The sequence below is a fragment of the Mycobacterium sp. 050134 genome, assembly GCF_036409085.1.
Classification (GTDB): domain Bacteria; phylum Actinomycetota; class Actinomycetes; order Mycobacteriales; family Mycobacteriaceae; genus Mycobacterium.
The window spans coordinates 42,721-64,775 of sequence record NZ_JAZGLV010000003.1; the positions used below are offsets into that span (position 1 = coordinate 42,721).

18 protein-coding genes and 3 rRNA genes are annotated in these 22,055 nt (G+C 64.5%); 3 read left to right on the forward strand and 18 right to left on the reverse strand.

Going from position 1 to position 22,055, the window contains the following annotated elements:
• The first annotated feature begins 65 nt into the window (after nt 1–65).
• Nucleotides 66–1,553, forward strand: a complete 1,488-nt coding sequence (locus SKC42_RS04065; RefSeq protein ID WP_330963030.1) for a DNA-3-methyladenine glycosylase 2 family protein — start codon at nt 66–68, stop codon at nt 1,551–1,553.
• Complete coding sequence (locus SKC42_RS04070; RefSeq protein ID WP_330963031.1) at nt 1,550–2,053, forward strand: methylated-DNA--[protein]-cysteine S-methyltransferase; 504 nt, start codon at nt 1,550–1,552, stop codon at nt 2,051–2,053. The genes SKC42_RS04065 and SKC42_RS04070 overlap by 4 nt, the downstream gene beginning before the upstream one ends.
• Nucleotides 2,054–2,109: 56 nt before the next feature.
• Here SKC42_RS04070 and rrf read toward each other — a convergent pair.
• The 4 genes from rrf to murA form a co-directional block, all read right to left on the reverse strand.
• A 5S ribosomal RNA gene (gene rrf / locus SKC42_RS04075) occupies nt 2,110–2,222 on the reverse strand.
• 81 nt (nt 2,223–2,303) lie between these two features.
• Nucleotides 2,304–5,401 (reverse strand): 23S ribosomal RNA (locus SKC42_RS04080).
• 275 nt (nt 5,402–5,676) lie between these two features.
• A 16S ribosomal RNA gene (locus SKC42_RS04085) occupies nt 5,677–7,196 on the reverse strand.
• The 16S, 23S and 5S rRNA genes sit together here, the layout of an rRNA operon.
• A gap of 366 nt (nt 7,197–7,562) precedes the next feature.
• The gene (murA, locus tag SKC42_RS04090) at nt 7,563–8,816 is read right to left on the reverse strand and encodes a UDP-N-acetylglucosamine 1-carboxyvinyltransferase (protein WP_330963032.1); all 1,254 of its coding nucleotides are present in this window, start codon (nt 8,814–8,816) and stop codon (nt 7,563–7,565) included.
• Between the two features lie 70 nt (nt 8,817–8,886).
• On the opposite strand from murA, the gene SKC42_RS04095 reads away from it, so the two are divergent.
• Entirely contained in the window at nt 8,887–9,483 is a 597-nt protein-coding gene (locus tag SKC42_RS04095) for a cob(I)yrinic acid a,c-diamide adenosyltransferase (RefSeq protein ID WP_330963033.1), read from the forward strand.
• Nucleotides 9,484–9,522: 39 nt separating this feature from the next.
• Here the strand turns inward: SKC42_RS04095 and SKC42_RS04100 are convergent, their stop codons facing one another.
• The 14 genes from SKC42_RS04100 to prfA form a co-directional block, all read right to left on the reverse strand.
• Nucleotides 9,523–9,966: a DUF2550 domain-containing protein gene (locus SKC42_RS04100; protein WP_330963034.1), complete on the reverse strand. Its 444-nt coding sequence runs from the start codon at nt 9,964–9,966 to the stop codon at nt 9,523–9,525.
• Nucleotides 9,967–9,972: 6 nt separating this feature from the next.
• Entirely contained in the window at nt 9,973–10,338 is a 366-nt protein-coding gene (locus tag SKC42_RS04105; protein ID WP_330963035.1) for a F0F1 ATP synthase subunit epsilon, read from the reverse strand.
• Nucleotides 10,339–10,362: 24 nt separating this feature from the next.
• On the reverse strand, nt 10,363–11,829 hold the full coding sequence (gene atpD / locus SKC42_RS04110) for a F0F1 ATP synthase subunit beta (protein WP_330963036.1): 1,467 nt from the start codon (nt 11,827–11,829) through the stop codon (nt 10,363–10,365).
• Nucleotides 11,830–11,850: 21 nt separating this feature from the next.
• Nucleotides 11,851–12,759, reverse strand: coding sequence for a F0F1 ATP synthase subunit gamma (locus SKC42_RS04115; RefSeq protein WP_330963037.1), 909 nt, complete (start codon nt 12,757–12,759; stop codon nt 11,851–11,853).
• A gap of 6 nt (nt 12,760–12,765) precedes the next feature.
• A complete protein-coding gene (gene atpA, locus SKC42_RS04120) occupies nt 12,766–14,448 on the reverse strand; it encodes a F0F1 ATP synthase subunit alpha (protein ID WP_330963038.1) in 1,683 nt (560 codons plus the stop codon).
• A 73-nt stretch (nt 14,449–14,521) separates the two neighbouring features.
• On the reverse strand, nt 14,522–15,862 hold the full coding sequence (locus tag SKC42_RS04125) for a F0F1 ATP synthase subunit B/delta (protein ID WP_330963039.1): 1,341 nt from the start codon (nt 15,860–15,862) through the stop codon (nt 14,522–14,524).
• A 7-nt stretch (nt 15,863–15,869) separates the two neighbouring features.
• Nucleotides 15,870–16,400 (reverse strand): F0F1 ATP synthase subunit B, encoded by a 531-nt coding sequence (locus SKC42_RS04130; RefSeq protein WP_330963040.1) that lies wholly within the window; start codon nt 16,398–16,400, stop codon nt 15,870–15,872.
• Nucleotides 16,401–16,409: 9 nt separating this feature from the next.
• Complete coding sequence (locus SKC42_RS04135) at nt 16,410–16,655, reverse strand: F0F1 ATP synthase subunit C (RefSeq protein ID WP_071509226.1); 246 nt, start codon at nt 16,653–16,655, stop codon at nt 16,410–16,412.
• A gap of 86 nt (nt 16,656–16,741) precedes the next feature.
• A complete protein-coding gene (gene atpB / locus SKC42_RS04140; protein WP_330963041.1) occupies nt 16,742–17,497 on the reverse strand; it encodes a F0F1 ATP synthase subunit A in 756 nt (251 codons plus the stop codon).
• Nucleotides 17,490–17,990 (reverse strand): ATP synthase subunit I, encoded by a 501-nt coding sequence (locus SKC42_RS04145; protein WP_330963042.1) that lies wholly within the window; start codon nt 17,988–17,990, stop codon nt 17,490–17,492. Before SKC42_RS04145 ends, atpB begins: the two co-directional genes overlap by 8 nt.
• Nucleotides 17,991–18,217: 227 nt before the next feature.
• On the reverse strand, nt 18,218–19,450 hold the full coding sequence (locus SKC42_RS04150; protein ID WP_330963043.1) for a glycosyltransferase family 4 protein: 1,233 nt from the start codon (nt 19,448–19,450) through the stop codon (nt 18,218–18,220).
• Between the two features lie 15 nt (nt 19,451–19,465).
• A complete protein-coding gene (locus tag SKC42_RS04155; protein ID WP_330963044.1) occupies nt 19,466–20,128 on the reverse strand; it encodes an L-threonylcarbamoyladenylate synthase in 663 nt (220 codons plus the stop codon).
• Nucleotides 20,125–20,967: a peptide chain release factor N(5)-glutamine methyltransferase gene (prmC, locus tag SKC42_RS04160; RefSeq protein ID WP_330963045.1), complete on the reverse strand. Its 843-nt coding sequence runs from the start codon at nt 20,965–20,967 to the stop codon at nt 20,125–20,127. The genes SKC42_RS04155 and prmC overlap by 4 nt, the downstream gene beginning before the upstream one ends.
• Nucleotides 20,964–22,037, reverse strand: coding sequence for a peptide chain release factor 1 (gene prfA / locus SKC42_RS04165; RefSeq protein WP_330963046.1), 1,074 nt, complete (start codon nt 22,035–22,037; stop codon nt 20,964–20,966). Before prfA ends, prmC begins: the two co-directional genes overlap by 4 nt.
• Nucleotides 22,038–22,055: the final 18 nt, after the last annotated feature.

Below are 22,055 nucleotides of genomic sequence, written 5' to 3' on the forward strand. Positions count from 1 at the left end.
GGAGAGGCCACTGCCGTGTCGCTTTTCCGCTAGTTTTGTCGGCCGCCAGGTGTAACTGTGGAGACGTGCACGCCGACTTCGAACGCTGCTACCGGGCCGTCCAGTCCAAGGACGCCCGGTTCGACGGCTGGTTCGTCACCGCCGTGCTGACCACCCGGATCTACTGCCGGCCCAGCTGCCCGGTGCGGCCACCGTTCGCCCGCAACGTGCGGTTCTACCCGAGCGCGGCGGCGGCCCAACGAGCGGGTTTCCGGGCCTGCAAACGGTGCCGCCCCGACGCCTCCCCCGGATCGCCCGAATGGAATGTCCGGGGCGATGTCGTCGCCCGAGCCATGCGGCTCATCGCCGACGGCACCGTGGAGCGTGAGGGAGTCGGCGGCCTCGCCGTCCACGTCGGCTACACCACCCGCCAGTTGGAGCGGCTGCTGCAGGCCGAGGTCGGCGCGGGCCCCCTCGCGCTGGCCCGGGCCCAGCGGGCCCAGACCGCCCGCGTCCTGATCGAGACCACCGACCTGCCGTTCGGGGACGTGGCGTTCGCCGCCGGATTTTCCAGCATCCGCCAGTTCAACGACACTGTGCGCCTGGTGTTCGAGAACACACCTTCGGGCCTCAGACGGCGAGCCGCGGGGCGATCCGGGTCCGGCGCCGCCTCACCGGGGGCGGTGTGCCTTCGGTTACCGGTTCGCACACCGTTCGCCTACGACGGTGTCTTCGGCCATTTGTCAGCCGGCATGGCGCCCGGATGCGAGGAGATCCGCGACGGCGCCTACCGACGTAGCCTGCGGCTTCCGCGCGGCACCGCGGTGGTCTCCCTGGCGCCGAACGCCGACCACGTCCGGTGCGCGCTCGTGCTGGACGACTTCCGCGACCTCACCACGGCCATCGCCCGGTGTCGCCGGCTGCTGGATCTCGATGCAGACCCCGAGGCGGTGGTCGACGCGCTGTGCGGCGACCCCGACCTGGGACCGGTCGTGAGAAAGGCTCCCGGACAGCGGATTCCACGCACGGTTGACGAGTCGGAACTCGCCGTGCGCGCGGTCCTCGGCCAACAGGTATCCACCAAAGCCGCGCGCACCCACGCGGGCAGGCTGGTCGCGGCGTACGGGCAGCCGATCCACGACCCGGGCGGGGGGTTGACCCATACCTTCCCGTCGGTCGATCAGCTCGCCGAGATCGATCCCGCCCATCTGGCGGTCCCCGAGTCGCGGCAACGCACCCTGCGGGCGTTGATTGGCGGCCTCGCCGACGGAACCCTGGTGTTGGATGCGGGAAGCGATTGGGACAGTGCCCGCGCGCAACTCCTCGCCCTGCCCGGGATAGGCCCTTGGACCGCCGAGGTGATCGCAATGCGTGGGCTGGGTGACCCGGACGCTTTCCCCGCCAGCGACCTCGGCCTGCGGTTGGCAGCCAAGCGCCTCAGGTTGCCGGCCGACCAGCGAAACCTGACCGAACACAGCGCGCGTTGGCGCCCGTGGCGTTCTTACGCCACCCAGCACCTTTGGACCACCCTCGATCATCCGGTTAACCATTGGCCACCACAGGAGGTCGCATGATTACCTACCGCACCATCGACAGTCCGATCGGCCCGTTGACCCTGGCCGGCCGAGATTCGGTTCTGGCCCATTTGCGAATGGTCGACCAGACCTACGAGCCCAGCCGCACCGATTGGACGCCCGACGCGACGGCGTTCCAAGACGTCGTCGACCAACTCGCGGCTTACTTTGCCGGCGAGCTCACTGACTTCGACGTGGCAATCAATCTGGGAGGCAGCGACTTTCAACGGCGCGTCTGGACGGCGCTGCGGACGATCCCCTACGGGGAGACCAGATCCTACGGACAGATCGCCGAACAGATCGGGGCCCCCGGATCTGCACGGGCCGTGGGTCTGGCGAACGGGCACAATCCCGTCGCGATCATCATTCCGTGCCATCGGGTGATCGGCGCGAGCGGAAGCCTTACCGGCTACGGCGGGGGACTCGATCGGAAGCGAACCCTGCTCGGCTTGGAAGAACGGCGTGCATCGGCGAATGCGCATTTGACTCTGTTCGATTGACGAAGCCGTTCCAGAATGCAAAAACACCCCCGCGAGGCGGGGGTGTTTTTGTATATGTTCGGCGGTGTCCTACTTTTCCACCCGATAGGGCAGTATCATCGGCGCTGACAGGCTTAGCTTCCGGGTTCGGAATGGGACCGGGCGTTTCCCTGTCGCTGTGGCCGCCGTAACTCTATTTAAATTTGGGTATCGGTGGGGGGTGTGGTGTCCGCGCTAATAATAGCGCGGGTATGAATTGTGGTTGCGATTGTGTAGTAAGTTTTCGGCCGGTTAGTGCCAGTTCCCTGCACCCATTACTGGGCTTCCAGGTCTGGCCTATCGAACCCGTAGTCTGCGGGGGGCCTTATCCCTCTAAAAGGGTGAGAAACCTGATCTTGGAGAAGGTTTCCCGCTTAGATGCTTTCAGCGGTTATCCTGTCCGAACGTGGCTATCCAGCGGTGCCCCTGGTGGGACAACTGGTATACCAGAGGTTCGTCCGTCCCGGTCCTCTCGTACTAGGGACAGGTTTCCTCAAGTTTCTGACGCGCGCGGCGGATAGAGACCGAACTGTCTCACGACGTTCTAAACCCAGCTCGCGTGCCGCTTTAATGGGCGAACAGCCCAACCCTTGGGACCTGCTCCAGCCCCAGGATGCGACGAGCCGACATCGAGGTGCCAAACCATCCCGTCGATATGGACTCTTGGGGAAGATCAGCCTGTTATCCCCGGGGTACCTTTTATCCGTTGAGCGACACCCCTTCCACTCGGGGGTGCCGGATCACTAATCCCGACTTTCGTCCCTGCTTGACTTGTAAGTCTCGCAGTCAAGCTCCCTTGTGCATTTACACTCAACACCTGATTGCCGTCCAGGTTGAGGGAACCTTTGGGCGCCTCCGTTACATTTTAGGAGGCAACCGCCCCAGTTAAACTACCCACCAGGCACTGTCCGTGAACCCGATAAGGGTTCGACGTTAGGTGTCCAATACGATCAGAGTGGTATTTCAACAACGACTCCGCCCCAACTGGCGTTGAGGTTTCACAGTCTCCCACCTATCCTACACAAACCGTACCGAACACCAATACCAAGTTGTAGTGAAGGTCCCGGGGTCTTTTCGTCCTGCCGCGCGTAACGAGCATCTTTACTCGTAGTGCAATTTCGCCGAGTCTATGGTTGAGACAGTTGAGAAGTCGTTACGCCATTCGTGCAGGTCGGAACTTACCCGACAAGGAATTTCGCTACCTTAGGATGGTTATAGTTACCACCGCCGTTTACTGGGGCTTAAATTCTCCGCTTCACCTTACGGTTAACGGGTCCTCTTAACCTTCCAGCACCGGGCAGGCGTCAGTCCGTATACATCGTCTTGCGACTTCGCACGGACCTGTGTTTTTAGTAAACAGTCGCTTCTCACTGGTTTCTGCGACCGGATCCCGCTCCCAGCGCAGGCTGTTCACGGTGTTCCGGCCCCCCTTCTCCCGAAGTTACGGGGGCATTTTGCCGAGTTCCTTAACCATAGTTATCTCGTACGCCTTGGTATTCTCTACCTGACCACCTGTGTCGGTTTGGGGTACGGGCCGTGTATGAGCTCGCTAGAGGCTTTTCTTGGCAGCAGAGGATCACCGAATTCGCCTCAATCGGCTATGCATCACCTCTCAGGAATATGAGCGACGGATTTGCCTATCGCTCTCCCTACCGGTTTGCCCCAGTATTACCACTGACTGGTACGGCTACCTTCCTGCGTCACCCCATCGCTTGACTACTACCAGCGAAGGTCCCATGCAGCCCCGAATCGTCACGCCCCCGAAGGGGAATGATCAATCCGGCTTTGGATGGTTAGTACCACTGATTCATCAGGGACGCGCATACACGGGTACGGGAATATCAACCCGTTGTCCATCGACTACGCCTGTCGGCCTCGCCTTAGGTCCCGACTCACCCTGGGCGGACTGGCCTGGCCCAGGAACCCTTGGTCTTACGGCGGGCAAGGTTCTCACTTGCCTTATCGCTACTCATGCCTGCATTCTCACTCCCCCACCCTCCACCACCGGTCACCCGGGGGCTTCGCTGAATGGGGGACGCTCCCCTACCCAACCTTGCGGTTGCCGCGGCTTCGGCGGTGTGCTTGAGCCCCGCTACATTATCGGCGCACAATCACTTGACCAGTGAGCTATTACGCACTCTTTCAAGGGTGGCTGCTTCTAAGCCAACCTCCTGGTTGTCTTTGCGACTGCACATCCTTTTCCACTTAGCACACGCTTAGGGGCCTTAGCCGGCGATCTGGGCTGTTTCCCTTTCGACGTACGGAGCTTATCCCCCGCCGTCTCACTGCCACGCTATACACCACGGCATTCGGAGTTTGGCTGACGTCAGTAACCTAGTAGGGCCCATCGGCCATCCAGTAGCTCTACCTCCGTGGTGAAACACGCAACGCTGCACCTAAATGCATTTCGGGGAGAACCAGCTATCACGGAGTTTGATTGGCCTTTCACCCCTACCCACAGCTCATCCCCTCAGTCTTCAACCTAAGTGGGTTCGGGCCTCCACGCGGTCTTACCCGCGCTTCACCCTGGCCATGGGTAGATCACTCCGCTTCGGGTCCAGAACATGCCACTACACCCCAAAGGGGATGCGCCCTATTCAGACTCGCTTTCGCTGCGGCTACCCCACACGGGTTAACCTCGCGACATGTCCCTGACTCGCAGGCTCATTCTTCAAAAGGCACGCCATCACCCCACAAGGAGGCTCTGACGGATTGTAGGCGCACGGTTTCAGGTACTCTTTCACTCCCCTCCCGGGGTACTTTTCACCATTCCCTCACGGTACTAATCCGCTATCGGTCATCGAGAAGTATTTAGGCTTACCGGGTGGTCCCGGCAGATTCACAGCAGATTCCACGGGCCCGCTGCTACTCGGGAATTGATACAAGGTAGGTGTCGGGTTTTCGCGTACCGGGCTTTCACCGTCTACGGCAGGCCGTCCCAGGCCACTTCCGCTAACAACGACACTTTCTAACTACCTCCCAGCCAGGTAGAGCTGAGACGTATCGATCCCACAACCCCGCACACACAACCCCTACCCGGTATCACATGTATGCGGTTTAGCCTGTTCCGCGTTCGCTCGCCACTACTAACGGAATCACAATTGTTTTCTCTTCCTACGGGTACTGAGATGTTTCACTTCCCCGCGTTACCTCCCGTACCCTATATATTCAGATACGGGTAACACGACATCACTCGTGCTGGGTTTCCCCATTCGGAAATCCTCGGATCAACGCTCGGTTGACAGCTCCCCGAGGCATATCGCAGCCTCCCACGTCCTTCATCGGCTCTCGATGCCAAGGCATCCACCATGCGCCCTTAAGCACTTACTTACACAAAAATCAAAAGAAATTACACAAGATGAACACGTGCCGCTAAGGGCAACGCATCCATCTAGATGCTCGCAACCACTATCCAATACTCAAACACCACACCCCACCACCAAGATGGGGGGACTCCACACGGACTGGCCGAGTGTTGTCTCAGGGCCCAATAGTGTGTCTGGCCATTCGCTTGTTGTCGCGCACCCGGCTCCCGCCCACTACAGGCGAGAACCCCTCACGGCTCACACCCCACCAATTGGAGTGTTTCTCGTGGTGCTCCTTAGAAAGGAGGTGATCCAGCCGCACCTTCCGGTACGGCTACCTTGTTACGACTTCGTCCCAATCGCCGATCCCACCTTCGACAGCTCCCTCCCAAAGGGTTAGGCCACTGGCTTCGGGTGTTACCGACTTTCATGACGTGACGGGCGGTGTGTACAAGGCCCGGGAACGTATTCACCGCAGCGTTGCTGATCTGCGATTACTAGCGACTCCGACTTCACGGGGTCGAGTTGCAGACCCCGATCCGAACTGAGACCGGCTTTAAAAGGATTCGCTTAACCTTGCGGCATCGCAGCCCTTTGTACCGGCCATTGTAGCATGTGTGAAGCCCTGGACATAAGGGGCATGATGACTTGACGTCATCCCCACCTTCCTCCGAGTTGACCCCGGCAGTCTCTCACGAGTCCCCGGCATTACCCGCTGGCAACATGAGACAAGGGTTGCGCTCGTTGCGGGACTTAACCCAACATCTCACGACACGAGCTGACGACAGCCATGCACCACCTGCACACAGGCCACAAGGGAACCGACATCTCTGCCGGCGTCCTGTGCATGTCAAACCCAGGTAAGGTTCTTCGCGTTGCATCGAATTAATCCACATGCTCCGCCGCTTGTGCGGGCCCCCGTCAATTCCTTTGAGTTTTAGCCTTGCGGCCGTACTCCCCAGGCGGGGTACTTAATGCGTTAGCTACGGCACGGATCCCAAGGAAGGAAACCCACACCTAGTACCCACCGTTTACGGCGTGGACTACCAGGGTATCTAATCCTGTTCGCTCCCCACGCTTTCGCTCCTCAGCGTCAGTTACTGCCCAGAGACCCGCCTTCGCCACCGGTGTTCCTCCTGATATCTGCGCATTCCACCGCTACACCAGGAATTCCAGTCTCCCCTGCAGTACTCTAGTCTGCCCGTATCGCCCGCACGCTCACAGTTAAGCCGTGAGATTTCACGAACGACGCGACAAACCACCTACGAGCTCTTTACGCCCAGTAATTCCGGACAACGCTCGCACCCTACGTATTACCGCGGCTGCTGGCACGTAGTTGGCCGGTGCTTCTTCTGCAGGTACCGTCACTTGCGCTTCGTCCCTGCTGAAAGAGGTTTACAACCCGAAGGCCGTCATCCCCCACGCGGCGTCGCTGCATCAGGCTTGCGCCCATTGTGCAATATTCCCCACTGCTGCCTCCCGTAGGAGTCTGGGCCGTATCTCAGTCCCAGTGTGGCCGGACACCCTCTCAGGCCGGCTACCCGTCGTCGCCTTGGTAGGCCATCACCCCACCAACAAGCTGATAGGCCGCGGGCCCATCCCACACCGCAAAAGCTTTCCACCAAAAGGCATGCGCCTAAAGGTCCTATTCGGTATTAGACCCAGTTTCCCAGGCTTATCCCGAAGTGCAGGGCAGATTGCCCACGTGTTACTCACCCGTTCGCCACTCGAGTATCTCCGAAGAGACCTTTCCGTTCGACTTGCATGTGTTAAGCACGCCGCCAGCGTTCGTCCTGAGCCAGGATCAAACTCTCCAAACAAAAACTCCTCGTAACCGAGGTGAATTCAAATCAGAGATATCTGACCTAACAAAAAGACACCAAAAACTGGCATCAAAACGGCCATACCCACACACGGGGGGTGCTAGGCATGGCCAAAAAAACAACAACAAACTTCTTAACCAAACACACTATTGAGTTCTCAAACAACACTTGTTCTGCCCGTTTTGGGGCAACCCTGCCAGCTTACTACGAACTTGGCTGAGGCGTCAAGTCCCGGTTTGGTCATCTTGCGAGTGACCTCTTCGGGGCAAGCCGTGCCAGGCTAGTACCAATCCGGCGAGGGAGTCAAGCCCCGGTCTCGGTCTCCTTTGTGCGGTGACCGCGCCTGTGGGGCACTGACTTTCATTACTGTACCCGCTCGATCTCCGCTCCCAAAATCGCCAGGTTTTCCACGAACAACGGATAGCCCCGATCGATGTGGAATACGTCGTGGACCTCGGTGTCTCCGTCGGCGACGAGGCCCGCCAAGACCAGGCCGGCGCCGGCCCGGATGTCCGAACACCACACCGGCGCGCTCGACAATTGCGGCAGTCCCCGGACGACGGCGTGGTGTCCGTCGGTGCGGGCGTCCGCGCCTAGCCGGATCATCTCCTCGACGAACCGGAAGCGGGCCTCGAAGACGTTCTCCGTGATCATCGACGTGCCGTCGGCGATCGAGGCGAGCGCGATCGCCATCGGCTGCAAGTCAGTAGGGAATCCGGGGAATGGGAGCGTGGCGACGTTGACGGCCTTCGGCCGTTCGTATTGCGTGACGCGGAAGCTGTTGTCGGTTTGGGTGACGGTGGCACCGGCGTCGTGGAGCTTGTGCAGCACCACCTGAAGGTGTGCAGGGTCGACTCCGCTCACCGTGATGTCCCCGCGGGTCATCGCGGCGGCGATGCCCCAGGTGGCGCCCACTATTCGGTCGCCGATGACGCGGTGCTCGGTCGGGTGGAGCCGCGGTACGCCGGTGATGGTCATCGTCGGTGACCCCGCGCCTTCGACCTGCGCACCCATCTGATTGAGCATGGTGCACAGGTCAACGACGTCGGGCTCGCGCGCCGCGTTGTGGATGGTCGTCACGCCCTCGGCGACGACCGCGGCCATCAGGATGTTCTCCGTCGCTCCGACGGAGGGAAACTCCAGTTGAATCTCGGCGCCGCGCAGGGTGTCCGCCCGGGCAACCACGCAGCCGTGCTCGATGTTGCACTGCGCGCCCAACTGCCGCAGCCCCGCCTGGTGCATGTCCAGCGGCCGCGAGCCGATCGCGTCCCCGCCCGGCAGCGCGACCCTGGCCCGCTTGCACCGGCCGACAAGCGGCCCGAGCACGCAGACGGAGGCGCGAAATTGCCGCACCGCGGCGAAGTCCGCGTCGTATTTCGGCTCGTCGGGCGAGGTGATGCGGGCGACGTCCCCGTCGAGTTCGACGGTGGCGCCCAGGCCGCGCAACACCTCCGCCATCAGTGGCACGTCGAGGATGTCGGGGCAGTTGGTGATCGTGCTGGTGCCCTCGGCCAGCAGCGTCGCGGCCATCAGTTTGAGCACGCTGTTCTTGGCGCCCCCCACTGCGACTTCGCCGGATAACCGGTTTCCGCCGGTCACCACGAATCGCTCAGCCACCCGCGCAAGTCTAGTGAAGCGGTATCGGCTTGTCAGTCAGGTGAGGCGCGACGCCGAGTACGGTTTGCTCATGGCAGTGCACTTGACCCGCATCTATACGCGGACGGGCGACGACGGGACCACCGGGCTGAGCGACTTTTCCCGGGTGTCCAAGAACGATCCCCGCCTGGTCGCGTACGCGGATTGTGACGAGGCCAACTCCGCGATCGGCGTCGCCGTCGCGTTGGGTCAGCCCGACGACAAGATCGCGGAAGTGCTCCAGCGGATCCAGAACGACCTGTTCGACGCGGGCGCGGACCTGTCTACTCCGGTCGTCGAAAGCCCCGAGTATCCCCCGCTTCGGGTTACGCAGCCCTACATCGATCGGCTCGAACGCTGGTGTGACGAATATAACGAGGCGCTGCCGGCGCTGAATTCCTTTGTGCTGCCGGGCGGTTCGCCGTTGGCCGCCTTGTTGCACGTAGCGCGGACCGTGGTGCGCAGGGCGGAGCGCTCGGCCTGGGCGGCGGTCGGCGCCGCACCGCAATCGGTAAGCGCGCTGCCGGCGAAATACCTGAACCGCCTGTCGGACCTGCTGTTCATCCTGGCGCGCGTGGCCAATCCCGACGGTGATGTGCTGTGGAGCCCCGGGGGAAGCAGGGACGGCGACGAACCCGACGAAGGCTGACCGATTGCGCTGAGTGCCCATTCGGCGCCGACGAAGGGCTCAGACGCTGCGGCGCCGCGCCCGCGGTGAGGGACGGGATTCCAGCCAGGACAGGAAAGCGGTCAACGCGCCCCGGTCGAGCGCCAGCTCGTAGCCGGGCCTGCGTTCCTGCGTGGTGTCACGCAGCTCGAGCACCACGATCTCGTCGGTCATGATGTCGACCTCGTCACCGCGCGGCGCCCGCCGGCAAACGATCTCCACTCCCCTGCGGCTGAGCCGACGGTCCGGCCACAGTCGCAGACTCGACAGGCGGTAGAAGGCCGCCTCGCCGCCTCGGTACCGGATGACGCCGTGACGCCAGCCGTGACCGCCGACGGCGGGGATGTCTCGCATGATCCCTGCCGTGCCGCCCTGGCGGAGCTTCCACAGCCGGTAGCTGAGGGCAAGGACGGCGACCGCTAACACCACGACGAGCACGGCCATGCCAACCATGGGCGCGCTCATCGAGCGCTAGTCGATCGCGCCGACGGCGCGCAATCTGGCGCGGCCCCGCGCCGCGATCCGGGGGTCGTCAGACTCCGAATCCTGTCGCGCGGAGCTCTCGTCGATCTCCGACTCGAACGCCGCCGACTCGGCGAGGATCGTGACGGCCTCCTCGGTGACCGACAGGAATCCCCCGTCGATCGCCACGCGCAGGTCGTCCTCGCCCTCCCGTTCGACACGCACCATCGCGTCGTCGACCAACTGCGCTACCAGCGGGATGTGACGTGGCAGGATCCCGATCTCGCCGACGGTCGTACGGGTGAACAGGAACGTTGCCTCACCCGACCAGATCTCCCGGTCGACGGCGACGATCTGGACATTCAAATCGGCCATGCGATAACGCCTTTCGACTCAGTCTCAGGCGTCCAGCTTGGCGCCGAAGCTCTCGGCCTTCTTCGCCAGGTCATCGAGCCCGCCGATCAGGAAGAACGCCTGCTCGGGAATGTGGTCGAACTCACCCTTGGTCAGCTTGTCGAACGCCTCGATGGTCTCCTTCACCGGCACCGTGGAACCCGGCTGGCCCGTGAACTGCTCGGCCGCCATCATGTTCTGCGAGAGGAACCGCTCGATGCGCCGGGCGCGCTGGACGAGCTGCTTGTCCTCTTCGGACAGCTCGTCGATGCCGAGAATCGCAATGATGTCCTGGAGGTCCTTGTACCGCTGCAGGATGCGGATGACTTCCTGCGCGACGCGGTAGTGCTCGTCACCGACGATGCTGGGGTCGAGGATCGTCGAGCTGGACGCCAGCGGGTCCACCGCGGGGAAGATGCCCTTGGAGAACACCGAACGGGACAGCTCGGTGGTCGCGTCGAGGTGCGCGAACGTCGTGGCCGGCGCGGGGTCGGTGTAGTCGTCGGCGGGCACGTAGACCGCTTGCATCGACGTGATGGACCGACCGCGGGTCGAGGTGATGCGCTCCTGCAGCTCACCCATCTCGTCGGCCAGGGTCGGCTGGTAGCCGACCGCCGACGGCATGCGACCAAGCAGGGTCGATACCTCCGACCCGGCCTGCGTGAACCGGAAGATGTTGTCGATGAACAGCAGCACATCCTGGCCCGCCTCGTCGCGGAACCACTCCGCCATGGTCAGCGCCGACAGCGCCACTCGCATACGGGTGCCGGGCGGCTCGTCCATCTGGCCGAACACCAGCGCGGTGTCCTTGAGTACGTCGGCCTCTTTGAGCTCGACCCACAGGTCGTTGCCCTCACGGGTGCGCTCGCCCACGCCGGCGAAAACCGAAGTACCACCGAAGTTTCGGGCGATGCGGTTGATCATCTCCTGGATCAACACCGTCTTGCCCACGCCGGCGCCACCGAACAGGGCGATCTTGCCGCCTCGCACGTACGGGGTGAGCAGATCGACGACCTTCAGCCCGGTCTCCAGCATCTCGGTGCGGGGCTCGAGCTCCTCGAAGGGCGGCGGCTTGCGGTGGATCGACCAGTGGTCAAAGTCCTCGCCGTAGCCAGGCTTGTCCAGGCAGTCGCCCAGCGCGTTGAACACGTGGCCCTTCACTGCCTCACCGACCGGCACCGAGATCGACTTGCCCGTGTCCTTGACCTCGACGCCGCGCACCAGGCCGTCGGTGGGCTGCAGCGAAACCGCCCGGACGAGGCTGTCGCCCAGGTGTTGGGCGACCTCGAGCGTGAGCGTCTTCTTCAGCTCCTCGAAAGTGATTTCGGCGTGCAGCGCGTTGAACAGCTGGGGGATCGAGCCGCGCGGGAATTCGACGTCGACGACCGGGCCGGTGACACGAACCACGCGACCATTGATCTCGGCGCCATTGACCTTTTCGGTCGTCTCTGCAGTTTCGGTAGTAGCAGCCATAATTTTCTTCTTCCTCGTGTGCTACTTGGCGTCGGCGAGCGCGTTTGCGCCGCCGACGATTTCGCTAATCTCCTGGGTGATCTGTGCCTGACGTTCCCGGTTCGCCATCAGCGTCAGTTCCTTGATCAGGTCATCGGCGTTGTCGGTCGCCGACTTCATAGCCCGCTGGCGGGAGGCCAGCTCCGACGCCGCGGACTCGAGAAGTGCCGCATAGACCCGGGTGGTGATGTACCGCGGCAGGAGCGCGTCGAAAAGCGTTGTCGCACCGGGCTCGAACGAGTACAGCGTGTGAAGTTCCTCGGTCTCTTCCACGTACTCCACGACCAGCGGGGCAATACGGTGCGCCGCCGCCGCTTGCGACATCATCGACTTGAACTCCGAGTAGACGATGTGCAGTTCATCGACACCCTGGTCGTCCGACTGCTCGTCGTCGCCCGCGCCCGTCATGAAGGCGTCGACCAACGTGGACGCGATCTCGGCGGCGTTCTCATACTGCGGCTGCTCGGAGAAGCCCGTCCACGACTCGCTGATGTCCCAATTGCGGAATCTGAAGTAGTTCTGCGCCTTGCGGCCGACGGTGTACAGCACCGGCGTCTTCCCCTCCTCCCTGAGCAGGGAGAAGAGTTCCTCGGAGCGGCGGAAGATGCTGGAGTTGTACGCGCCGCACAACCCACGGTCGGAGGACACCACCAGGACGCCGGCCCGCTTGGGTTCCGCCCGCTCGACCAGCAGAGGGTGATCCAGGGCGGCCTCGGCGGACAGGGTGGTGAGCATCGCCGTGATCTGGAATGCATAGGGGCGCGCGGATTGCAGCCGCGCCTGCGCCTTCCCGATGCGCGAGGTCGCAATCATCTCCTGGGCCTTGGTGATCTTCTTGATCGACCCTGCCGACCTGATCCGGCCGCGTAGTTCGCGGAGTGTGGCAGCCATCTTTAGCTACTTCTTGTCCTTCGGAGCGTCTTTCTCGGCGTCCTTCTTTTCCTTCGGCTTTTCCTTCTTGACTTGCACCGACTCCTTCGCCAGGTCCCCTTCGTCCATCGGCTCGACGTGCTCGTCGGGTACCACCGACCCGCCGTCGCTGGCGGCGAAGCCCTTCTTGAACTTGTTGATGATCTCGGTGAGCCGGTTCTCGGCCTCTTCGTCGAGCTTCTTGGTGTCGCGGATGCCGGCCAGGAGCTTCTCCTCGGACGCCCGTATGTGGTCCAGCAGCTCGGTCTCGAACCGCCTCACGTCCTCCACCGGCACCGAGTCCAGGTGGCCGCCGGTCCCAAGGAAGATCGAAACCACCTGCTCCTCAACGGGCATCGGCTGGTACTGCGGCTGCTTGAGCAACTCGACCAGCCGTTCGCCGCGCTCCAGCTGGGCCTTCGAGGTCGCGTCGAGGTCCGAGGCGAAGGCCGCGAACGATTCCAGCTCGCGATACTGGGACAGGTCCAGACGCAGCGACCCGGCCACCTCCTTCATCGCCTTGATCTGTGCGGCACCACCGACGCGGGACACCGAGACACCGACGTTGATGGCCGGGCGCACACCCTGGTTGAACAGGTCGGACTCCAGGAAGCACTGTCCGTCGGTGATCGAGATGACGTTGGTGGGGATGTAGGCCGAGATGTCGTTGGCCTTAGTCTCGATGATCGGCAGACCGGTCATCGAGCCGCCGCCGAGCTCGTCGGACAGCTTGGCGCAGCGCTCCAGCAGCCGCGAGTGCAGGTAGAAGACGTCACCCGGGTAGGCCTCGCGACCCGGCGGGCGGCGCAGCAGGAGCGAGATGGCGCGGTACGCCTCGGCCTGCTTGCTCAGGTCGTCGAAAACGATGAGCACGTGCTTGCCGTCATACATCCAGTGCTGAGCGATCGCCGAACCGGTGTATGGCGCAAGCCATTTGAAGCCGGCGGAGTCGGATGCCGGGGCGGCGACGATGGTGGTGTAGTCCATCGCGCCACCCTCCTCGAGCGCGCGCCGGACCGACGCGATCGTCGTGCCCTTCTGGCCGATCGCGACGTAAACGCAACGAACCTGCTTCTTTTCGTCGCCCGACTCCCAGTTTTCCCGCTGGTTGAGGATGGTGTCGACGCACACCGCGGTCTTGCCGGTCTTGCGGTCGCCGATGATGAGCTGCCGCTGGCCGCGGCCGATCGGGGTCATCGCGTCGATCGCCTTGATGCCGGTCTGCAGCGGCTCGCTCACGCTTTGCCGCTGCACCACCGACGGCGCCTGGATCTCCAGCGCGCGGCGGATGTCCGTCTCGATGTCGCCGCGCCCGTCGATCGGGTGGCCGAGGGGGTCGACCACGCGACCCAGGAATGCGTCGCCGACGGGAACCGACAACACCTCGCCGGTCCGCTTGACCTGCTGCCCCTCCTCGAGCTTCTCGAAGTCACCGAGGATGACCGCGCCGATGCTGTGCTCGTCGAGGTTGAGCGCGACGCCGAGCACGCCGCCGGGGAACTCGAGGAGCTCCTGCGTCATCACCGAAGGCAGGCCTTCGACGTGCGCGATACCGTCGCCGGCGTCGATGACCGTCCCCACTTCCTCACGGGAGGTGTCGGAGGTGAACGAGTCTACGTATTCCTCGATGGCGCTCTGGATGGCATCAGCGGAGATTGTCAACTCAGCCATGGCTTTTCGTCTTCCTACTTGTCGTTCGCGTGGGTCTGTATCGGTGTTGGGTCTGGTGGTGACGGGTCGGTGGTCAGTCCGGCAGCTGCGCCTGGGCCGCGGCTAGCCTGGCCGAGAGCGTCCCGTCGATCACCTCGTCGGCCACGGCGATCAGCAGGCCGCCCAGCAGGTCGGGGTCGATCTGCAGGTGCACGGTGACCGGGTGGCCGTAGATGCGGCTGAGCACCTCGGTGAGACGGGTGCGCTGGGCGTCGCTGAGTTCGGCTGCCGCGCTGACCTGTCCGACGACCTCACCCCGGCGGGCCACCGCAACTTCCGCCAGGAGCTGAACGGCTTCCTCGGCGGGCTCGCCGCGCAGCAACTCGATCGTCTGCGACAGCAACGCCACGGTGATCGGGTTGACCCCGCCGGTCGCGTTCTCCAGCACGTTGCGCAGCAGGCCTATCCGCGCTTCGGCGGGAGTCGCAAAGTCACCCAACAAGATTGCCAAGCGGGGCTGGCTGTCGAGCACCCGGGAGAAGCGGAACAGCTGCTCCTCGACGTCGCCGACGGAGTCCTCGCGTTCGGCGATCTCCAGCAGAGCTTGGCGGGACGCGTGTTCGAGGGCGTCGACGATGTCGGAGTTCGCCGACCAGTGCTCGCAGACGGCGGCCCGCAGCACCTCGAGGGTGGCGTCGCCGACCTTGTCGGAGAACAACCGCTCGAGCAAGCGGACCCGGGGCGCCGAATCCTCGGCCGGCACGGTCAGATAACGGGTGACGACGATCTCGCGGTCGAGCATCGCGGCGACCGACACCAGCTCGCTGGACAGTGTCGAAAGCGCCTTGCTGTCCAGGCCTTTGGTGACGGTCTTCAGCCGGTCCGACAAGTTGCGGAGCGCTTGGCGGCTGGCCGAGCGCATCTTCGCCAGCACCGGATACTGGACTTCGGCGGACGCCGGCGCCATGGCATCCAGTTCGTCCAGGAACCGGTCGACGGTGGCCGACCGCTGCTCCTCGTCGGCGACGTAGTTGCGCAGCAGCTCCCCGGCCTGGCGGACGGCCTCGTGGCCGAGTTCCAGGCGAAGCTGGCGGGCGAGCTGGGTGCCCAGCAGCTCGGCCTGACGGGCACCCTGCGCTTTGATGCGCTCCGCCTCGGCCTCGGCCTGGGCCGCCATCTGCTCGGTGATGCGGCCCGAGTCCGTCTTCGCCTCTTCGACGATCCGCTCGGCTTCCGCTTTGGCCTCTTCGACGGCCTTGCTGTGGGCGGTGGTCGATTCGGTCAACCGATCAGCAGCTGCCGCACTGTCTTTGAGCTGCTGACGCACTGCCTCTTGCCGGGCGGTCATCAGGCGACGCACCGGCGGCACCACGTAACGCACCACCAAGAACACGATGGCGGCGAACCCCACCAGCTGTCCGATGAATGTCGACATGCGTTGATTACCGTCCAGAGTTTCCAGTTGCGGTCGCGGGAGCGACGTCGACACCGAGGATGCGACTGGCCAGCGTCGCCGACATGCCCGCGACGTTCGCGCGCAGGTCCAGTTCCACGGCGTCTCTCTCCCGCTTCAATTGCTCGGAGGCCATTTGCAACGTCGACATCACCTGTTGCTCGGCACCGGCGCGCGCGTCCTCGACCACCTTACGGCCTTCCGCGCGGGCGTCGTCGCGCAACGACGACGCCTGAACCCGGGCCTCCTTCAAGGCTTCTTCGTAATCCGCACGCGCCGCTTCGAACTGCTCGGATGCCTTCTTGTTGTCCGCGCCGGTCTTGGCGACCATGGCGTCGCGTTCCCGCATCACCTTCAGGATCGGCGGAACGACGAAGGTGCCGATAACGGCAAGCACGATCAGGAAGATGGCCAGTACGAAGAAGAAGGTGCCGTTGGGAACGAGGAAGTTACTGCCTCCGCCCTTGCCTCCCTCGCCGCCCTGACCGGCTGCCAGGACAATCAGATTCGCGTCGCCCATAACAACGAGTTAGGTGACCGGGGTGGCGAATACGAACAGCGCCATGAACGCCAGGTTGATGAAGTACGCCGCCTCGACCAGACCGACGGTGATGAAGAACGGCGTGAACAGCCGGCCCTGCGCCTCGGGCTGCCGGGCGATGCCGGACACCAGCGCGTTACCCGCGATACCGTCACCGATACCGGCACCGATCGCGCCGCCGCCCATGATGAGCCCACCGCCGATGAGGGCACCGGCTGCGATAGTGGGGTCCATTCTTTCCTCCTTTATGTGGTGGCTATCTGGTAGCGGTCTACCAGGCTCCTGTAGTGGTGCTTGGTTTGGGGCGATTCGTGACCAGGTCAGTCATGGTGTTCCTCGATCTCCATCGCCTGGCTGAAGTACAGGATGGTCAGGATCGAGAAGATGAAGGCCTGGATCGCGCCGACGAAGAGGTCGAACGACTTCCAGATGGCGTTGGGCAGCCACATGATGTACGGCGGGAACAAAGCGATCAGCGCCACGAGGATGCCGCCGGCGAAGATGTTGCCGAAAAGTCGGAGCGACAACGAGATCGGCTTGGCGAGCTCCTCGACAAGGTTGATCGGGGCCAGGAAAGCCACGTGCCCCTTGAGGACCGCGAGCGGGTGCCCGATGATGCCGCGCCGCCAGATCCCCGCGACGTGGTAGCAGACGAAGACGAACAGGGCGAGCGCCAGCACGTAGTTAATGTCCGCCGCAGCCGACTTCAACAGTTCGGTGGTGTGCCCGGACTTGTCGGTGTACTGCAGCGGCAGCACCGACAGCCAGTTGGAGATCAGGATGAACACGAAGATGGTGACCGCCAGCGGCAGCACAAACGGGGCGATCCGCATACCGATGGCACTCTCGATCTGGCTGCGCATCTGCTCGGTGATGGCCTCCCAGAACAACTGAACGCCGCTGGGGACGCCCTTCGAGGTGATCTTGGCGCGCAGGAAGAACGCCAGTGCGAGCACGATCATCGCGGCGATCGCGGTCGACAGGATGGTGTCCGTGTTGACGGTCATGCCCAACCAGGTCGCCGTGTTGTGCTGGCCGACCTCGATCTGGGATTCGGCCAGGACGATCTCAGTCATCCCCGAGGCTCCTTTCGCCGGATCCTGCCGGCCCTTCCGTGGACGCCGGCTGGGCCGCGGAGGGCACCATCGGCTCTCCCACCGCTCCGGCGCGGATCTTCTTCCAGACCGGCAGCGCGGTCGTTGCCACCAACAGCACCTGGAACAGCGCCAGCCCGAACATCACGCCCAGCCCGGCGGGCCGGAACACGAAGGCGATGATCAGCGCGAGCACCGTGATGACGGCCAGCCGCGACGCCGAGTTGAGCGCCATGTTCCGTTTCAGTGGGTGATCCCCGGCGGTGATGGACGCAACCGAACGCCGCACCAGCAGTGCGTTGAGCAAACCGAGAAGCAACCCCACGCCGAAGAACGCACCGAACATGAGGTGGCCGAGCGACGCCGCGCCGACCACCGCCGCCGCGGTGACCACGACACAGATCACGAGCAAACGAACGGGGCGGAACGCAACAGAGGGGAACACCAACGGCGCATCCTGCGCTGGTGTCGTCACTGCAGCACCTCAATCCCAGGTTGACGGAACGGGAACCCCCCGACCGACTGATCGGTGGCCCGCCGAGCGTATCGCACGTCACAGTCGAATCACCCAAGGGGTATCTCACGGCACCGATCTTCAAACGGCACGTCCGGAGAAGTGTCCGGAAGGCCGCTCGCGCGGCGCCCTGCGAGGCTCGTTTTGGGGGTTCTACCTGCACCGTACCACATGGTGAACACCCTCTACTACCGCGTGTCGTAGTGCTCGTCGTCGTAGTCGTCGCGGCGCCGCAGGAGCGGAATCAGCGTCACCACGCCGGCCACCAGGATGGCCGCGAGCATGACCAGCGCGGTGTCGCGGGGGTCGAAGAATATGGTGCTCGCGGCGCCGAACGCGACGATGCCGACCCACAGGTAGATCAGCAGCACGACCCGTCGGTGCGAGTGGCCGATCTGCAGCAACCGATGGTGCAGGTGCATCTTGTCGGGGCTGAAGGCGCTGCGACCCGCGCGGGTCCGCCGGACGATCGCCAGGAGCAGGTCCAGCATCGGCACGAACATGACCGCGACGACAAGCAGGAACGGCGACAGGAGAGCAAACACGTCACGGGCCCCGTAGGCGTTCTGCGAAACGGGCCCGGCCGCGGTGGTGGAGGCCGCCGCGAGCATGAGCCCGATCAGCATGGAGCCGGAGTCACCCATGAAGATCTTTGCGCGGTGGAAGTTGTGGGGCAGGAAGCCGAGGCAGGCGCCCGCGAGGACCACCGAGATGACGGCGGGCGGATAGAACAACACGTCGCCGCCGTGGTCGCGCAGCAGGCCAACGGAGAACATGCAGATCGCCAGCGCCGTGATGAGGCCCAGCCCCGCGGCCAGGCCGTCGAGCCCGTCGACAAAGTTCATGGCGTTGACTATCGATACCGTCAGCGCCAGCGTCAGCAGAATCGACGAGGCCTGGTCCAGCACGATGGTGCCGACGCCGCCGATAGGTATGTACAGGACGCTCCAGGCGACCCCCATGGTGACGAGCACGCTCGCCGCGGTGATCTGACCCGCGAACTTGGTGAGCGCATCCAGACCCCAGCGGTCGTCGATGAGGCCGATGCCCATGATCACCGCGCCGGCCACCAGCACCGCGGGCATTCCGGTCGAATAGACGAACCCTCGGGTGAGAGCGGGCAGCTGGGACGCCAGAAAGACGGCGGACACCACACCGAGAAACATTGCGAGCCCGCCCATTCGGGGGGTCGGCGTCACGTGCACGTCACGTTCCCGCGGGTAGGCGACCGCGCCAAGGCGGGTGGCCAGCACCCGCACCGGCCCGGTCGCGAAGTAGGTCATGATCGCCGCGGTGAGGCCGACGAGTGCGAGCTCCCGCAGCGGCACGCCGGCGCCGCGGTCGGAATGGGACAGGAATCCCCCGGCGAGGGTCGCTAGCTCGCTGGCCGGGACGCTGGACACCCCGGAACCGTACTGCACCGACCTGAGCCGGGATCAACCACGCTGGGCGGTCAGACTCGCCGGCTCGACACCAAGGACCTCCGCGATCCGCTCGGCGCTGACCGGACCCTCACGGAGGATGCGCGGAGTCGCCCCGGTGAGATCAACGATCGTCGAAGCGGCCTGCCGCTGCGACGGGCCCCCGTCGAGGTAGACGTCCACGAGGTCGCCGAGCTGGGCGCGCGCCTCCCCGGGGTGCACCGCGGGCGGACGGCCCGAGACGTTGGCGCTCGACACCGCCATCGGCCCGACCTGCCGCAGCAGCTCGATGGCCACCGGGTGCAGCGGCATCCTCAGCATCACGGTGCCGCGGGCGTCGCCGAGGTCCCACTGCAACGACGGCGCTTGCGCCACCACCAAACTGAGCGCGCCGGGCCAGAACGCGCGGATCAGGTCGCGCGCGCCGTCCGGCATCGTGTACACCAGGCCCTCGATGGTGTGCCAGGAGCCGACCAGGACCCCCACCGGCATGTCCCGGCCCCGGCCCTTCGCCGACAGCAGGGCGGCCACGGCCGCGCTGTTGAAGGCGTCGGCACCGATCCCGTACACGGTATCGGTTGGCATGACGACCAGGCGGCCGCCCTTGAGCGCCGTCACCGCCGACGCGATGCCGAGCGCGCGCTGGTTGGGATCGGTGCAGTCGAAGACCTCGGTCACGCTTTCCCCCTGCGCGCAGTCACGAATCGCGGTCGGCCGGCGAAGTCGCGTCGGGCTTCGACATCGGCGAACAGGTTTGTGCGCTCGACCAATTCGATGGTCCGCGCCGACGTGGTGTCGTCGTGTTCCACGGCGAACAGCCCGCCCTGGCGCAGCCATCGCCCGGCGAGACCGACGATGGGGCCGATCAGCGCCATCCCGTCCGGCCCGCCGAACACCGCGTGGTGCGGGTCGTACTCCGCCACCTCCGGTCCCACCGTGGCGTCGTCCGGAACGTAGGGCGGGTTGGCCACGACCAGGTCCACCGCCCCGTCCAGCTCCGGAAGCAGGCCCGGTCGGCTGACGTCGGCGCGCACGAGCTCGACGCCCGTGCCCGCGGCGTTGCGCCGCGCATACTCGAGGGCCGCCACGGAGTCGTCGACGCCGATCACCCGGGCCGCGGGCCGATGGTGCGCCAACGCGAGCGCCAAGGCGCCGGAGCCGGTGCACAGGTCGACGATCACCGGGTGCCCCGAAAGTGGCTGGGCGGTGGCCCATTCCAACATGGCCTCGGTCTCGGGACGGGGCGTGAACACGCCGGGGCCGACATGCAGGAGCACCGGGCCGAAGGTCGCCGTCCCGATGAGATGTTGCAGCGGCACCCGGCGCGAGCGCGCCGCGACGACGTCGCGGTAACGCTCAAAGAAGTCATCGCCGGGCGGATCGAGGACGGCGAGCCTGCCGCGTTCGGTGCCCGCCAGGTGTGCGGCGAGCTCCTCGGCGTCATACCGCGCCGAGTCGATCCCGGCTTCGGCGAGTCGCGCCGCGGCACAGTCGATCGCGCGCCGGAGCGTGTTCATGTGTGTTGCAGTCGCGACTGCTTGTCGGCGGCGCTCAGCGCATCGAACAATGCGTCGAGGTCACCGTCGAGCACCTGATCGAGGTTGTGGGCCTTGAAACCGATCCGGTGGTCGGTGATCCGGTTCTCGGGGAAGTTGTAGGTGCGGATCCGTTCGCTGCGGTCCACGGTCCGGATCTGGCTGGCGCGATCGGCCGACGCGTCCGCCTGCGCCTGCTCCTCGGCCAGCGCCTGCAGGCGGGCGGCCAGCACCTGCAGTGCACGCGCCTTGTTCTGCAGCTGCGACCGCTCGTTCTGGCAGGTGACGACGATCCCGGTGGGCAAGTGGGTGATCCGCACGGCCGAATCGGTGGTGTTGACGCCCTGGCCACCCTTGCCGGACGAGCGGTACACGTCGATGCGCAGATCCGATTCGTCGATCTGCACCTCGCCGACCTCTTCGGGCTCGGGGTAGACGAGCACGCCCGCCGCCGACGTGTGAACGCGGCCCTGCGATTCCGTCACCGGAACCCGCTGCACGCGATGCACACCGCCCTCGAACTTCATTCGCGACCACACGCCGTCGGCCGAGTCACCCTTGCTGGCGATGGACAGGGTCGCGTCCTTGTAACCGCCCAGATCGGACGTGGTCTCGTCGAGGACCGTCACGGTCCAGCCGTGCCGCTCGGCGTAGCGGATGTACATCCTCGCCAGGTCGGCCGCGAACAGTGCCGACTCCTCGCCGCCCTCACCGGATTTCACCTCGAGCACGATGTCGTCGGCGTCGTGCGGGTCGCGCGGCGCCAGCATGTCGGTGAGCTGGGTGTCCAGCTCGGCCACCCGCGTCTCGAGTTGGGTGACCTCGTCAGCGAACGATTCGTCGTCGGCGGCCAATTCGCGCGCGGTTTCCAGGTCTCCGCGGGCCGACGCGAGCTTGCGGTAGGTCGCGACGATCGGCGCCAGACGGGCGAAGCGACGGCCGGCCTTGCGGGCCTCGGCGGGATTGCTGTGCAATTCCGGGTCCGACAGCGCGCGCTCGAGCTCGGCGTGCTCGGCCAGCAGCACATCAATGGTCTGTACCGGCTGTGTCATGTCTCACCTCCTCCCCGT

Excerpts from the sequence above, each read along its gene's own strand:
- SKC42_RS04070 (WP_330963031.1), top strand. The coding sequence starts at position 1,550 with ATGATTACCTACCGCACCATCGACAGTCCGATCGGCCCGTTGACCCTG.
- SKC42_RS04095 (WP_330963033.1), top strand. The coding sequence starts at position 8,887 with ATGGCAGTGCACTTGACCCGCATCTATACGCGGACGGGCGACGACGGG.
- SKC42_RS04100 (WP_330963034.1), bottom strand. The coding sequence starts at position 9,966 with ATGAGCGCGCCCATGGTTGGCATGGCCGTGCTCGTCGTGGTGTTAGCG.
- SKC42_RS04105 (WP_330963035.1), bottom strand. The coding sequence starts at position 10,338 with ATGGCCGATTTGAATGTCCAGATCGTCGCCGTCGACCGGGAGATCTGG.
- atpD (WP_330963036.1), bottom strand. The coding sequence starts at position 11,829 with ATGGCTGCTACTACCGAAACTGCAGAGACGACCGAAAAGGTCAATGGC.
- SKC42_RS04115 (WP_330963037.1), bottom strand. The coding sequence starts at position 12,759 with ATGGCTGCCACACTCCGCGAACTACGCGGCCGGATCAGGTCGGCAGGG.
- atpA (WP_330963038.1), bottom strand. The coding sequence starts at position 14,448 with ATGGCTGAGTTGACAATCTCCGCTGATGCCATCCAGAGCGCCATCGAG.
- SKC42_RS04125 (WP_330963039.1), bottom strand. The coding sequence starts at position 15,862 with ATGTCGACATTCATCGGACAGCTGGTGGGGTTCGCCGCCATCGTGTTC.
- SKC42_RS04130 (WP_330963040.1), bottom strand. The coding sequence starts at position 16,400 with ATGGGCGACGCGAATCTGATTGTCCTGGCAGCCGGTCAGGGCGGCGAG.
- SKC42_RS04135 (WP_071509226.1), bottom strand. The coding sequence starts at position 16,655 with ATGGACCCCACTATCGCAGCCGGTGCCCTCATCGGCGGTGGGCTCATC.
- atpB (WP_330963041.1), bottom strand. The coding sequence starts at position 17,497 with ATGACTGAGATCGTCCTGGCCGAATCCCAGATCGAGGTCGGCCAGCAC.
- prmC (WP_330963045.1), bottom strand. The coding sequence starts at position 20,967 with ATGAACACGCTCCGGCGCGCGATCGACTGTGCCGCGGCGCGACTCGCC.
- prfA (WP_330963046.1), bottom strand. The coding sequence starts at position 22,037 with ATGACACAGCCGGTACAGACCATTGATGTGCTGCTGGCCGAGCACGCC.